This window comes from Nocardioides exalbidus (assembly GCF_900105585.1).
GTDB lineage: Bacteria > Actinomycetota > Actinomycetes > Propionibacteriales > Nocardioidaceae > Nocardioides > Nocardioides exalbidus.
In genome coordinates, this window is sequence record NZ_FNRT01000002.1 from 1 (window position 1) to 13,697 (window position 13,697).

Here is a 13,697-nt window from a genome sequence, read left to right on the forward strand (position 1 = left end):
CCACGTGCGCCACCCGGCGTACACCGCGAGCGGCAGCGTGCCCACCCACCACCCCGGCGCCGTACGACGACCGCGCGACGGCACGAGGGACACGACGAGCACGGCAGCGGCGACGAGCAGCGTCGTCTCCCGGGTGAGGGCGGCAGCGGTGAGCGCGAGCGCGGCGAGCAGGTGCCGGTGGGAGCGGAGGAGCACGAGCGCACCGAGGAGCAGCAGCCCGGCGAGCGGCTCGGTGAGGTCCTGGCCGAGACCGACGAGGAAGCCGGCCCAGAGGGCCGGGACGGCTCCCCACCACACGCCGCGACCGAGCCGCCGGGCGGTGCAGGCGGCGACGAGGGCGATCCCCGTGACGGCGAGCAGGTTGACCACCACGAGAGCGGCCGCCACCAGCGCGTGGCGACCGCCGAGCGAGCCGAGCCAGGCGGTCAGCGGGTACCCGATGCGGGTCTGCCAGTAGGCGGGGGTGAAGGTGATGCCGTGGTCGGAGACGGCGCGCGTCAGCGGGTCGAGCGCGATCCGGAAGTAGGCGCGGCCGTCGTAGACGACGAACCCGTCGAGCCCGCCGACCAGGGCGGCCCTGGCCACGACGAACACCACGTGCAGCGCGAGCACCGCGACCGCGACGGGCAGGGCGGCGCGCAGGGTCGCGCGGCCGGACGGGACGGACGGTCGGCCGGGCGCGTGGGTCCCGGCCACCGCCTCACCGTCCGCGGACACCTGCCGGCTCCCCCGCGTGCCGGGACGGCGCGGCGAGGCCCGCTGCCGTCGACGCGAGGAGGGCGAGGAGGAAGTCGGCCACCGCGTGCGCGACCCGCGAGAGCAGGGCGACCGCGACGGCACCGGGCACCCCGAGCACGGGCGCGAGCAGCGCGACGAGCACCGCCTCGCGCGCGCCGACACCGGCGGGTGCGAAGACGACCAGCACGCCGACCGCGTGGGCGAGCGCGAAGGCCGCCGCCGCGGCGAGCAGGCTCGGTGCCGCGGCCCTGCCGGTCACGAGCAGCAGGAGCGATGCGCCGTAGGCCAGCCACACGAGCGCCATCAGGGCCACTGAGCGCGCCACTTCCGCCGGACCCAGCGCGGCCCGCACCCCGTGTCCGGCGAGGCGGTCGGCCAGCAGGCGCAGCAGCGGCGGGGAGAGCGACGCCGCGCCGACGAGCAGCGCGGCCCAGCCCCACAGCGGGCTGAGGCAGGTCCCGCACCGCCCATCTGCCTCGAGGGTGGCGAGAAGAGTTTGAGCGGGCGGGCAGTCGTGGCGCCGGCCGAGCTGCGCCTGACGGCGACGCTCCGACGGAGCCGGACGTACTTCCGAGCTGGCCGACGAAGAAGACCGCGCGGCGTCGCGAGGGCCCGACCTCGAGCCAGCCACCGCAGCAGCAGCCGCCAGAGCACCCCGTCAGCGCGAGCCCGGCGACCGCGCAGAGCACCGCGCGGCAGCCGGAGCGGACCGGTGCGGAGCCGCGTCGCCGATCTCGTCCCAGCGACCCCGGAACCCCACCAGGCGAGGGTGAGGGTGAGGAGGACGAACAGGACGCGGGCGAGCTGGAGCGCCCGTCGGCGGGTCACGTCACCCCGGCGTCACGGGTGGGCACCAGCGACGAGTGCAGCAGGGCGGTGCGCGTCGGGTAGGGCAGGGCGGGCGTGAGGCCGCGGGTCATGGTGACCGAGACCCGGTCGCCGACCGCGGCGACCGTGCTGTCGATGGCGTCGACGTAGCGCCGGCGGTCGACGTTGTCGAAGACGATGACGCCGCCGGGGGCGAGCCGGTCGACGGCCCGGGCCAGGCACGCCTCGCGAGCGCGGCCGTCGATGACCACCAGGTCGAACTCGCCCGGCACGTCGTCGATCGCGGCGACGTAGTCGGCGAAGTCCAGGCCACCGTGGCCAGGCTTCGCCGAGCCCACGACCGGCGCGTCGCTGGCGACCGGCTCGACGACCCGGAGCTCGACGTTGTCCGGCAGGCGGGGCGCGATCATCGACGCCCAGCCGGCGTGGTGCTCGACCGAGTGGACGGAGCCCGCCCGGGAGGCGAGCCACATCGTCGAGGCGCCGGAGCCCCACTCGAAGACGCGCGCGCCGGGGTGCTCGCGCAGCCAGTCCGCGGCCCGGTCGGCCGAGTCGAACGTCCACCACGGCACGTCGAGCTCCTGCAGCCCGTCGACGTCGTGGATCGCGAAGAGCGAAAGCAGCCACGTGGCCGTGCGCGAGCGCGGGGCGCGGCGGCGCAGACAGCCGAGGACGCCGATCGCGCGCAGCGGTGCCGCGACGAGGCGGACGAGACGGACGTAGAGCGACTTCACCGGATGCCGGCCTTCCGTGGGACAGGAGCGTCGATCGCGGGCGTGGTGGGCACGCGGAGGATGTCGTAGCGGGCGCGCTTGGTGTGCTCGAGGTTCGCCTCGATGAGCGCGCGGTTGGTGCGGATCAGGTCGGAGACGATGCCGAGCATCACGCAGAGCGACGACACCACGACCAGCGCGGCGCCGACGAGGAGCGACTGCACGTGGCCGCCGCCCTGCCCGGCCGCGGCGAGGACGGCGTACCGGAGGTAGGGCAGCAGCCCCAGCACCCCGAAGAGCATCGCCATCACGCCGAAGATCACGTAGGGGCGGTACATCACGTAGGCGCGCACGATCGCGGCACCGGAGCGGAAGACGTGCTGGCGCGTGGAGGAGAACAGCCGTGACTCGCGGGTCTTGGCGTTCGTGATCACCGGCAGGCTCGCGATCGCGAGGTTCTTGTTGCCCGCCTGGATGATCGTCTCCATGCAGTAGCTGAAGCGCGTGACCGTGTTGAGCCGCATCAGCGACTCGCGCGAGTAGGCGCGGAAGCCGCTCGCGGCGTCGGGCAGCTCGGTGCGCGCGGCGATGTTGACCACCCGCGAGCCGAACCGCTGCAGCGCCTTCTTGGCCGGCGAGAAGTGGTCGATCAGCCCGACCTGCCGGTCCGCGATGACGATGTCGGCCTCGCCGCGCAGGATCGGCTGGACCAGGTCGGCGATGCGCTCCTGGGGGTACTGGTTGTCGCCGTCGGTGTTGACGACGATGTCGGCACCGATCGCGAGGGCGTGGTTGACCCCGTCGGTGAACGAGCGGGCGAGGCCCTGGTTGCGCGGGTGGCTGACGATCTCGGTGACGCCGAACGACCGGGCCACCTCGACGGTCCGGTCGGTGCTCCCGTCGTCGACGACGAGCACGACGATCTCGTCGATGCCCGGGATGGACCCCGGGATCGACGAGAGGACGAGGGGAAGGGTCTCCTCCTCGTTGAGGCACGGGACCTGCACCACGAGCTTCATGTCCGCGACGCTAGGGACGACCCGGTACCCACGGACCTCACCCAGGTGACGGGTCGGCGAACGATGGGCGAGCGCTCGGCCACAGCCCTCGCCCGCCACCCGCCCGGCGCGGACAATGGCGCGCATGCCCCGGCGGCTGGTCCCCCTCCTCCTGTTCGTGCTCCTCGCGGGCGTCTACGCGCTCACCACGAACCCCGATCCGAGCCCCGACGCGTTCACCGCCGACTTCGCCGGGCGCCACATCGCGCTGACCGGCGACCCCGTCCCGGACATCTCGGGCTTCCCCTACCTCGACCACAACATCATCCGCGAGACGTGGATCGTCGAGACCGCCGACGGACGCGAGGCGGTCGGTCGCGCCCCGGGCGTGATCGCGGCCGTCGTCCCGGCGTACGCCCTCGCCCGCCCGGCCACGGTCGACCCGCTGCCCGGAGGGCTGACCGCCGCCCTCCTCAGCGCGCTGGCCGTCGTGCTGTTCTTCCTCGTCCTGCGCGACCGGATCGGCACCCACGCCGCCCTCGTCGCCTCGGGCATCCTCGGCCTCGCGACCCCGGTCTGGTCGGTGTCGGCCGACGCCGTCTGGCCGCACACCCTCACCACGCTCGGCATCCTCGGCACCGCGTGGGCCGCGGACCGCCGGCGCTGGTGGCTGGTCGGGCTCTTCGGAGGGGTGATGCTGTGGGGCCGGCTCCACGCCGCCCTCGTCTGCGCGGTCGTCGGGCTCGGCCCGGCCTGGACGCGCCGCCGGCCGGCGATCGCCGTCCGCGTCGGCGTGGTCGCGCTCGCCTCGCTCGGGCTGTCCTCGGTCTGGACCCGGTGGATGTACGGCTCGTGGGACCCGACCTCGGGCTACCGCGCCGGCGACTTCATCGGCAACGCGGCGGGCTACGCCCTCGACCCGCTCAACTGGCTGGGCTTCGTCGTCTCCGCCGACCGGGGCCTGCTCTGGTGGGCACCGCTGCTGCTGGTGCTCGGTCCGACCGCGTGGCGGCACCGCGGTGACCTGCCCGACTGGAGCCGCTGGCTGGCCGCGGGCGGGGCGGCGTACACCCTCAGCCAGGCGGTGCTCAACCGCTTCAGCGGCGGCGACCACTTCTACGGCTACCGCACCAGCCTCGAGCTCGTCGTCAGCCTCTCCCCGGCGCTGGCGCTCGCGACCCCGTGGCTCTCGGAGCGCGCGCGCCGCTGGTTCGTCCCGGTCGCGGTGCTCCAGCTGGTGCTGATCGCGCCCGGGGCGATCTCGGACGACATGTATGCCAAGGTGCGCGACGTCTGGTGGCGCAACGCCTTCGTCGACGCGCTCCTCACCCGCCCGACCGAGCTGCTGCCGCTGGTCGCGCTCACGATGGCGGTCGCCCTCGTGGCCGTGCGGCTGCTCCACACCGCACCCGCGACGGCCTGGCTCGACCGCGCCGACCTTCCCGGCGCCGGGCTCAGGAAGGCTGCTGCAGGCTCAGGTTGCGCGCCACCGTCGACGACAGACGGACCGCTCGTCCCGCCCATCCCGGAGTGGCACCCGCCAGCCCGCAGGTAGGGGTCACGACGAGGTGCTCGTCGACGACCTCGGGGTCGAGGCCGAGCATGTCGAGCCAGCGCTGCACCCGCTCGGTGAGCCGCGCGTCCGACGGGTCCGTCGCCGGGTCGTCGCTGGCGGACGTGGACGGTACGACGCCCAGTGCGGCGCTGCGACCGCCCTCCAGGGCCTCCGCGAAGGTGTCGAGGTCGGCGGGGCCGAGCACGTCGAGGTCGGCCGACAGGCCGACGACGCCCGTGCCCGCGACGAGGGACCACGGCGTCTGCGGGGCGCAGGAGTGCACCCAGGCCTCTCCCCCGGCGTCGGTGATCGCGGCGACCACCCACTCGAGGTGCGCGGACAGCTCGGGCGGGTCGACGCGGCGGTGCCGGCCGAAACCGCTGGCGGTCGGGACGTGGGCGAGGGAGACCGCGGCGAGCGCGGGCTCGTCGAGCTGCACGATCCACCGGTCGACGCCGGTGATCCTGCGGCGCAGGTCGGCGAGGTGGACACGGACGCCCTCGGCGAGCGACTGGGCGAGCTCGCGGCGCGCGCCGTGGTCGCTGAGCACCTTGTCGCCGCGCGGCTTCTCGACGGTGGCCGCGAGCGTCCACGGCCCGGTCACCTGGGTCTTGAAGGTGCCCACGTAGCCCTGCGCGAGCTCCTCGACCGCGTCGAGGTCCTGCGCGAGCAGCGAACGGGCGCGGCGGTGGTCGACGCCGCTGGTGTCGGTGAGCCGCCAGCCGGCGGGCTGGAGGTCGGCGGCGAGCCCGTCGACGACCGCGAGCGCCCGTCCGGTCATCCCGGCCGTGACCCCGCGCCCGGGGACCTCGGGGACGTGCGGGAGGTCGGGCAGCTCGCCGAGCACCACGCGGACGGCCTCGGCGTACCCCTCGTCGGTGGTGCCGGGCATCGACCCGACACCGGTCGCCGTCGTCATCGGCCGACGCCGACCGGGCGGGTGGCGGCGATGGTGGCCGAGCCGACGACGCGGGTGCCGTCGTAGATCACGGCCGCCTGGCCGGGCGCGATGCCCTCGGCGGGGTCGAGCAGCTCGATCGCGACGCGGTCGCCCTCGACGGTGACGACCGCGCGGTGCTCCCGTCCGTGGGCGCGCAGCTGGACGGTGCCGTCGACGCGCTCGGGGACGGTGCCGCACCAGCGCGGCCTGGTCCCGGCGACGTGGTCGACCGCGAGCCGCTCGCGCGGGCCGACGGTGACCGTGCCGGAGACCGGCTCGATGTCGAGGACGAAGCGCGGCTTGCCGTCGGCGGCCGGGACGCCGAGCCGGAGCCCGCGGCGCTGGCCGATGGTGAAGCCGTAGGTGCCGGTGTGGCTGCCGACCGTCTCTCCGGTGGTCGCGTCGACGATGTCGCCGCCGTGGTTGGGGGCGCGGTCTCCGAGCTTCTCGCGCAGCCAGCCCGCGTTGTCGCCGTCCGCGACGAAGCAGATGTCGTGCGAGTCGGGCTTGTCGGCGACCAGCAGGCCGCGGGCCTCCGCCTCCCGGCGGACGGCCGGCTTGTCGGTGTCGCCCAGCGGGAACATCGAGTGCCGCAGCTGGTCCTGGTCGAGCACCCCGAGGACGTAGGACTGGTCCTTGCCGTGGTCGACGGCCCGGTGCATCTCGATGAGGCCGTCGGCACCCGTGCGCAGCTGCGCGTAGTGGCCCGTCGCGACGGCGTCGAAGCCGAGCGCGAGCGCGCGGTCGAGCACCGCGGCGAACTTGATCTTCTCGTTGCACCGCAGGCACGGGTTGGGCGTGCGGCCGGCGGCGTACTCGTCCATGAAGTCCTCGACCACGTCCTCGTGGAAGCGGTCGGACAGGTCCCAGACGTAGAACGGGATGCCGATCACGTCGGCGGCGCGACGGGCGTCGTTGCTGTCCTCGATGGTGCAGCAGCCCCGTGCCCCGGAGCGGTACGACGCCGGGTTGCGGCTCAGCGCCAGGTGCACGCCGGTCACGTCGTGGCCGGCCTCCTTCGCGCGAGCGGCGGCGACGGCGGAGTCCACCCCGCCGGACATGGCGGCGACGACGCGCATCAGCGGGCCACCCTCATCGGGCCCTGGCGGCCCGGGCGCGCTCGACGACCGGCCCGATCGCCTCGACCAGGCGGTCGATGTCGCCCGGGGTCGTGGTGTGGCCGAGCGAGAACCTCAGCGAGTGGCGGGCCTGGTCGTCGTCGCAGCCCATCGCCAGCAGCACGTGGGAGGGCTGGGGCACGCCGGCCGAGCAGGCCGAGCCGGTCGAGCACTCGATGCCGCGCGCGTCGAGGAGCATCAGCAGCGAGTCGCCCTCGCAGCCGGGGAAGCCGAGGTGCGCGTTGCCCGGCAGCCGGGTCGGGCCCGTCGGGGTGCCGTGGAGGTGGGCGTCGGGGACGACCTCGCAGACCCGCCGGACCAGGTCGTCGCGCAGCTCGGCGACGCGGATCGCGTGGTCGTGCTGCGCCTTCACCGACGCCTCGACCGCGGCTGCGAGGCCGGCGATGGCGGGCACGTCGAGGGTGCCGCTGCGGATGTCGCGCTCCTGCCCGCCGCCGTGCACCAGCGCGCTCACGGCCAGGTCACGGCGTACGACGAGCGCACCCACGCCGTAGGGGCCACCGACCTTGTGACCGGTGAAGGTGAGGGCGTCGACGCCCGAGGCGGCGAAGTCCACCGGCTCCTGCCCGAGCGCCTGCACGGCGTCGGTGTGCACGGGGATCCGGTGCTCCGCGGCGAGGGCGACGACCTCGTCGATCGGCTGCAGCGAGCCGACCTCGTTGTTGGCCCACATCACCGAGATGAGCGCGACCGACCCGGGGTCCCTCGCCACTGAGTCGCGGAGAGACTCGAGATCGAGCACGCCCTCGGACGACACCGGCAGCAGCTCGACCTCGGCGCCGTCGGACTCGGCCAGCCAGTGCAGCGGGTCGAGGACGGCGTGGTGCTCGATGGCGGTGGAGAGGATGCGCGTACGACGCGGGTCCTCCGCGCGGCGCGCCCAGAAGATGCCCTTGAGGGCGAGGTTGTCGGACTCGGTGCCGCCGGAGGTGAAGACGACGTCACCCGGGCGCGCGCCGATCATCCCGGCGATGGCCTCGCGCGACTCCTCCACGACCCGGCGCGCGCCGCGTCCGGACGCGTGCAGCGAGCTGGCGTTGCCGACGCCGCCGAGCTGCCGGGTCATCGCCTCGACGGCGACCGGCAGCATGGGCGTGGTCGCGGCGTGGTCGAGGTAGACGAGCGGGGTGGTCATGACCTGCCAAGCCTACGCGGGGGCCGAGAGGCGCGGAGAACTGCGGCCGTACGACGACCAGCACGCCGCCCCGACCGTCGTCCGGCCGCAGTTCTCCCGACCGTCCGCCGGCTTTCCCGTTCCGGCCGCGCGCGGACGGGTCCACGCCTACGCTCCCGCCATGCGCGTGTCCCTGGGCTCGATCGCCTGCCTCCTCCTGCTGCCGACCTTGGCCTGCCAGGCGGACGCCGAGGTCGAGTCCGGCCCGGCGCTGCCCGAGCGCTCGGCCCCTGCCGGCATGGACGAGTCCCTCCGCGACGCCGCCCTCGCGCTCGTGGAGGAGCGCGAGCAGGCGCTGGTCGACGGTGACCGCGACGCGTTCCTCGCCACCGTCGACCCCGGTGCCGAGGCATTCGCGACGTCACAGGCGCGGTGGTGGGACAACGTCGCCCGGCTGCCGGCGACCGACTTCTCCCTCGAGCTCGGCGACGAGGGCGTGATGACGCGGATCTCGGGCGACGGGGACCTCCAGCTGCCGATCGACTTCACGATGCGTCTCGACGGCTACGACGAGCACCCGGTCACCCAGCCCCTGATCTACACGTTCGTGGGCGACGAGGACGAGGTGCGGCTGACCAACGACCGCAACCTCCAGAGCGACGCCGCGACCGGGTGGGTGCCGGCGCCGTGGGACGTCACCACGATCACGGTCGAGGAGTCCGACGGGGTGCTGGGAGTCTTCGACGACGAGACCCGGGCTGGGTCCGACGACATCCAGGCCGACATCGTCGCCGCGCGCGACGCGATCGAGCCCCTCCTGCCGCCGTGGTCGGGACGCGTCGTGGCCTACGACATCAGCGACACCGACGCCATCGACGACATGAGCACGATGACGATCGAGCAGACGGGTGGAGTCGCCTTCCCGGTCCTCTCACGACCGGACCGGAGGAGGGTCGCCGCATACCGCTTCGCCGTCAACCCGACCAATCTGGGAGGCGGTCTCGAGCGCGACCTGCTGATGCGTCACGAGCTCGTGCACGTCGCGCTCGCGGGGCGGGACGACTGGAGCCCCGTCTGGCTGGCCGAGGGCACCGCCGAGTACGTCGCCAGGGCCGCGACCTACTCGGTCGCCCAGCGCAGGTTCGACTACTTCTCCACGCTGGACGGCCGGCCCGGTCTACGCCTCCGCATGGGGACCGACTTCTACCAGCGGGGCGAGACGTGGCTCAACTACGAGCTCGCCGGTCTCGTGTGCGACTACCTCGCCAGCACGCGCGGCGACGACGTGCTCTGGGGCCTGATGGACACCTTCAGAGGTCGGTCCTTCGCCACGTTCGGGGAGGCGGACGACCTCCTCCGCTCGGAGCTCGGCCTGTCGTCGGGGCAGCTGCGCGATTCCGCCCTCGCATGGGCGCGGTCCGGCTGACCCTCAGCCGATCAGCTCCAGCCACCCGTGGTGCGGATCCCACCGGCGTACGGCCTCGCGCAGCCAGTCCTGCTCGGTGGCGCCGAGAAGCGGCCAAGAGACCTCGAGGTCGGCACGGTCCTTGGGCCGGTCGAGGCGGACCTTGTGGTGCAGCACGACCTCGGGCCGCATGTAGCGGATCCCGTCGGCGGCCACCCACGTCACGTCGGCGAGCGGGGCGACGTGGTCGTCGTCGCGACGCGAGACCCAGAGGCCGTCGCGGTCCTCGGCGAGGATGCAGTCGAGGAACCACGGCGCCAGCGCGTGGTCGCGCAGCCACACCTGCCCGGCCTCCGGGTGCAGCTCGGGCCAGTCGGCGTCGAGCGGGCGCAGCATCCCGGAGCCGACGCTCCACACGTGGTGCCGCTCCCCCACCAGCTCCTGGAACGCCGGCAGGTCGCGGCGCCAGATCACCAGGTCGATGTCGTCGTGCTCGCGCTGCTGCCCGGTGAAGGCGTCGATCGCCCACCCACCGACGACCCACCACTCGCGGTCGTAGGCCGCCATGAAGGCCGCCAGCCCGGCCGGGTCAAGCGCCTCCCACTCGCCGTACAGCCGCCGGAACGCCACCTCCTCGGCCACGTCCGCCTCCGAGGGTGTCCAGTGCATCCCCGCAGGCTAGCCGGGCCCGTCCCGCCCACGGGGAGGCTGACAGGGTGGCCTGCGTGCACACCCACGAGCCCGACGGCTACCGCTGCCCGTTCTGCCTGATCCAGGAGGGCGTCCACAACGACCACAACCAGCCCGAGGACGTCGTGGCCGTGACCGGTCATGCGTTCGTGCGGGTCTCGCCGCGCTGGTGGCCCGACAACCCGGGCGGCGTGCTGGTCATCCCGCGCGCCCACCACGAGAACCTCTACGACCTCCCGGCCGAGGTCGGCCACGGCGTGTGGGACCTGGTCCAGCGGGTCGCGGTCGCGATGCGCGACACCTACCGGTGCGAGGGCATCTCCACGCGCCAGCACAACGAGCCGGCCGGGGACCAGGACGTCTGGCACCTCCACGTCCACGTGTTCCCGCGCTTCACCGGCGACCGGCTCTACGAGCAGCACCGCCGGGCCCGCTTCGCACCACCGGAGGAGCGCCGGCCGTACGCCGACCGCCTCGCCGCGGCGCTCGGCCTCCCCCGCGACTTCGGCTGAGGCAGGATCGCTCCATGGACTTCGAGCAGATGCAGGAGCGGGCCCGGTCGGTGCGGGCGAAGTACGCCGAGGTCGAGGCGGCGACCCACGGCCGGTCGTGGACGACCGAGGAGATCATGCTCGGCTTCCTCGGCGACGTCGGCGACCTGGCCAAGCTCGTGCAGGGCAAGGCGGGCGTGCGGCCCCGCGACGACCTCGACGAGGCGCTGGCCCACGAGCTCGCCGACTGCCTCTGGAGCGTGATGACCCTGGCCGACGCGTACGACGTCGACCTGGCCGGCGCGTTCGCCGGCACCATGGACGAGCTCGACCGGGTGCTCTCGGAGGGCTAGCTAGCGGGTCGGTGTCGGCTGGATCAGCGTCATCGCGTCGCGGTGGATGACCTCGCGCTCGTAGGCTGCCCCGAGGGACTCCTTCAGCTCGCCGGTCGAGCGCCCGAGGAGCGCGGGGAGCTCGTCGGCGTCGAAGTTCACCAGTCCGCGGGCCACGACCGTGCCGGCCGGGTCGAGGACGTCGACCGCGTCGCCGGCGACGAAGGAGCCGCCGACTCCGGTGATGCCGGCAGCCAGCAGCGAGGCGCCGCGCTCCACCACCGCGCGCACGGCGCCGGCGTCGAGTGTCAGGGTGCCCTGCCCGGAGGTCGCGTGCGCGAGCCAGAGCAGGCGGGTCGGACGACGCTTGCCGGTCGCCTCGAAGTGGGTGCCGACCTCGGCCCCCGAGAGGGCCGCCGCGGCCTGGTCGGCCGAGGTCAGGAGCACGTCGATCCCGGCGCCGGTCGCGATCCGCGCGGCATCGACCTTGGTCGTCATGCCGCCGGTGCCGACGCCGGACGCGCCGGCGGAGCCGATCGTCACCGTTGCGAGGTCGGCCTCGGAGTGCACGACCGGGATCAGCCGCGATCCCGCACGGCTCGGCGGGCCGTCGTAGAGGCCGTCCACGTCGGACAGCAGCACCAGCAGGTCGGCGTGCACGAGGTGCGCCACCAGGGCCGCGAGCCGGTCGTTGTCGCCGAACCGGATCTCGGAGGTGGCGACGGTGTCGTTCTCGTTGACGATGGGCACGACGCCCAGCTCGAGGAGCCGGGCGAAGGTCTGGTGGGCGTTGCGGTAGTGCGCGCGACGGGTGACGTCGTCGACGGTGAGCAGCACCTGGCCGGTCACGATCCCGTGCCGGGCGAACTCCTCCTGGTAGCGGTGGGCCAGCAGGCCCTGCCCCACCGAGGCGGCGGCCTGCTGGGAGGCGAGCGCCCGGGGGCGCTTCTTCATGCCGAGCGGCGCGAGTCCGGCCGCGATCGCTCCGGACGACACCAGGACGATCTCGGCGCCGGCGTCACGCGAGGCGGCCAGCACCTCGACGAGCTGGCGGACACGCGCCGGGTCGATGCCGCCGGCCGCGGTCGTCAGCGACGACGAGCCGACCTTGACGACGACGCGCCGGGCGGCACGCACCAGCCCCGCACGGTCCGACCCGGCGCGGTCGTTCACTCGTCGTCCTGCTCGCCACCCCAGTCGGGGTCGTCCTTGCCGCCGATCTCGTAGGACATCGGTCCGACGCCGGAGCTGCCGGTGCTGCGGTTGGGACCCTTCGACCGGCGCTCGGCGTCGAGGCGGCGCGCGACATCGGCGCGGGCCTCCTCCTCGCCCTTGGTCTCCATCGCCTCGGCGATCTCGCGGCGGCGGTCGCGGGCGGGGCGGTCCTCGCGGAACCGCTCGTCCTCGCCGCGACGGCCGAGCATCTCGGCGCCGGCCTCGATGCTGGGCTTGAAGTCGAAGACGACCGAGTTGGCCTCGCTGCCGATGAGGACGGCGTCGCCCTCCTGCGCGCCCATCTTCGCGAGCTTGAGCTCGACGCCGAGGCGGTTGAGGCGGTCGGCGAGGAACCCGACGGCCTCCTCGTTGCTGAAGTCGGTCTGGCGCACCCAGCGCTCGGGCTTGGTGCCGCGCACCCGCCACCCGTCGTCCGTGGCGACGACCTCGAAGTCGTCGCCGCTGTCGACGGCCCTGGGCCTGAGCACGATCCGCTCGACCTCGACCTGGGGGGCGGCCGCCCGGGCGGCCCTGACGATCTCCGCCATCGCGAAGGTCAGCTCGCGCAGGCCGGCACCCGAGGCGGCACTGACCTCGAAGACCTCCAGGCCACGGCCGCGCAGCTCCTCGACCACCATGTCGGCGATGTCCTGGCCGTCCGGCACGTCGACCTTGTTGAGGGCGACCAGCCGGGGCCGGTCGTCGAGGCCGCCGTAGCGCGAGAGCTCGCCCTCGATGATGTCGAGGTCGTCGAGCGGGTTGCGCCCGGGCTCGATCGAGGCGGTGTCGACGACGTGGACCAGCGCCGCACAGCGCTCGATGTGGCGCAGGAAGTCGTGGCCGAGGCCACGCCCCTCCGCCGCACCCTCGATGAGGCCGGGCACGTCGGCGACCACGAAGGTGGTCTCGCCGGCGGTGACCACGCCGAGGTTGGGGATGAGGGTCGTGAACGGGTAGTCGGCGATCTTGGGCCGTGCCCGCGAGATGGCGGCGATCACCGAGGACTTGCCGGCGCTCGGGAACCCGACCAGGCCGATGTCGGCGACGACCTTCAGCTCGAGGCGTACGACGAGCTCGTCCCCGGGCTCGCCCAGCAGCGCGAACCCGGGGGCCTTGCGCTTGGAGGAGGCGAGCGCCGCGTTGCCGAGGCCGCCGCGGCCGCCGGCCGCGACGACCATCGTCGTGCCGTGGCCCACGAGGTCGGCCAGCACCGTGCCGTCCGCGTCCTTGACCACCGTGCCGTCGGGCACCGCGAGGGTCAGGTCCTTGCCGTTGCCGCCGTTCTTGTGGTCGCCGGCGCCCTGGCCGCCGTTGTCGGCCTTGCGCTTGGGGCTGTGGTGGTAGTCGACGAGGGTCGTGACGCTGGTGTCGACCTGCAGGATGATCGATCCACCCTCGCCGCCGTTGCCGCCGTCGGGTCCGCCGAGGGGCTTGAACTTCTCGCGCTTCACCGAGGCCACGCCGTTGCCACCCCGTCCTGCTGCGAGGTGCAGCGTGACCTGGTCGACGAACGTGGGGATGGCCATGGGATTCCTGTCA

14 protein-coding genes are annotated in these 13,697 nt (G+C 73.9%); 4 read left to right on the top strand and 10 right to left on the bottom strand.

The window, feature by feature from the left end:
• From BLV76_RS00425 to BLV76_RS00440, 4 genes are all read right to left on the bottom strand, one after another.
• A partial coding sequence (locus tag BLV76_RS00425; RefSeq protein ID WP_139306414.1) for a hypothetical protein occupies positions 1 to 696 on the bottom strand: 696 nt, incomplete at its 3' end.
• A gap of 4 nt (positions 697 to 700) precedes the next feature.
• A complete protein-coding gene (locus BLV76_RS21930) occupies positions 701 to 1,369 on the bottom strand; it encodes a hypothetical protein (RefSeq protein WP_175539504.1) in 669 nt (222 codons plus the stop codon).
• Between the two features lie 193 nt (positions 1,370 to 1,562).
• Positions 1,563 to 2,300 (bottom strand): class I SAM-dependent methyltransferase, encoded by a 738-nt coding sequence (locus tag BLV76_RS00435; protein ID WP_090967358.1) that lies wholly within the window; start codon positions 2,298 to 2,300, stop codon positions 1,563 to 1,565.
• Positions 2,297 to 3,298, bottom strand: coding sequence for a glycosyltransferase family 2 protein (locus BLV76_RS00440; protein WP_090967359.1), 1,002 nt, complete (start codon positions 3,296 to 3,298; stop codon positions 2,297 to 2,299). Before BLV76_RS00440 ends, BLV76_RS00435 begins: the two co-directional genes overlap by 4 nt.
• Positions 3,299 to 3,422: 124 nt before the next feature.
• Between BLV76_RS00440 and BLV76_RS00445 the strand changes: the two genes are divergently transcribed.
• Entirely contained in the window at positions 3,423 to 4,832 is a 1,410-nt protein-coding gene (locus tag BLV76_RS00445; protein WP_090967360.1) for a hypothetical protein, read from the top strand.
• Here the strand turns inward: BLV76_RS00445 and BLV76_RS00450 are convergent.
• The 3 genes from BLV76_RS00450 to BLV76_RS00460 are packed head-to-tail and all read right to left on the bottom strand — an operon-like array spanning position 4,732 to position 8,046.
• The gene (locus BLV76_RS00450; protein WP_090967370.1) at positions 4,732 to 5,751 is read right to left on the bottom strand and encodes a uroporphyrinogen decarboxylase/cobalamine-independent methonine synthase family protein; all 1,020 of its coding nucleotides are present in this window, start codon (positions 5,749 to 5,751) and stop codon (positions 4,732 to 4,734) included. The genes BLV76_RS00445 and BLV76_RS00450 overlap by 101 nt on opposite strands.
• Complete coding sequence (gene mnmA / locus BLV76_RS00455; RefSeq protein ID WP_090967371.1) at positions 5,748 to 6,851, bottom strand: tRNA 2-thiouridine(34) synthase MnmA; 1,104 nt, start codon at positions 6,849 to 6,851, stop codon at positions 5,748 to 5,750. Before mnmA ends, BLV76_RS00450 begins: the two co-directional genes overlap by 4 nt.
• Before the next feature lie 13 nt (positions 6,852 to 6,864).
• Complete coding sequence (locus BLV76_RS00460) at positions 6,865 to 8,046, bottom strand: cysteine desulfurase family protein (protein ID WP_090967372.1); 1,182 nt, start codon at positions 8,044 to 8,046, stop codon at positions 6,865 to 6,867.
• 160 nt (positions 8,047 to 8,206) lie between these two features.
• Here BLV76_RS00460 and BLV76_RS00465 point away from each other — a divergent pair, with 160 nt between their 5' ends.
• Complete coding sequence (locus BLV76_RS00465; protein WP_139306416.1) at positions 8,207 to 9,451, top strand: hypothetical protein; 1,245 nt, start codon at positions 8,207 to 8,209, stop codon at positions 9,449 to 9,451.
• Between the two features lie 3 nt (positions 9,452 to 9,454).
• On the opposite strand, the gene BLV76_RS00470 is transcribed toward BLV76_RS00465, so the two are convergent.
• The gene (locus BLV76_RS00470; RefSeq protein WP_090967374.1) at positions 9,455 to 10,099 is read right to left on the bottom strand and encodes a nucleotidyltransferase domain-containing protein; all 645 of its coding nucleotides are present in this window, start codon (positions 10,097 to 10,099) and stop codon (positions 9,455 to 9,457) included.
• Positions 10,100 to 10,155: 56 nt separating this feature from the next.
• Between BLV76_RS00470 and BLV76_RS00475 the strand changes: the two genes are divergently transcribed.
• Both BLV76_RS00475 and BLV76_RS00480 read left to right on the top strand, forming a co-directional pair.
• Positions 10,156 to 10,632: an HIT family protein gene (locus tag BLV76_RS00475; RefSeq protein ID WP_090972127.1), complete on the top strand. Its 477-nt coding sequence runs from the start codon at positions 10,156 to 10,158 to the stop codon at positions 10,630 to 10,632.
• 14 nt (positions 10,633 to 10,646) lie between these two features.
• Positions 10,647 to 10,964 carry a nucleoside triphosphate pyrophosphohydrolase family protein gene (locus BLV76_RS00480; RefSeq protein WP_217630216.1) on the top strand — a complete coding sequence of 106 codons (318 nt, stop codon included), beginning with the start codon at positions 10,647 to 10,649 and terminating at the stop codon, positions 10,962 to 10,964.
• Here BLV76_RS00480 and proB read toward each other — a convergent pair whose 3' ends face one another.
• Both proB and obgE read right to left on the bottom strand, forming a co-directional pair.
• Positions 10,965 to 12,116: a glutamate 5-kinase gene (gene proB / locus BLV76_RS00485; RefSeq protein WP_090967375.1), complete on the bottom strand. Its 1,152-nt coding sequence runs from the start codon at positions 12,114 to 12,116 to the stop codon at positions 10,965 to 10,967. It lies immediately after the preceding gene.
• A complete protein-coding gene (gene obgE / locus BLV76_RS00490) occupies positions 12,113 to 13,684 on the bottom strand; it encodes a GTPase ObgE (RefSeq protein ID WP_090967376.1) in 1,572 nt (523 codons plus the stop codon). Before obgE ends, proB begins: the two co-directional genes overlap by 4 nt.
• Positions 13,685 to 13,697 lie beyond the last annotated feature (13 nt).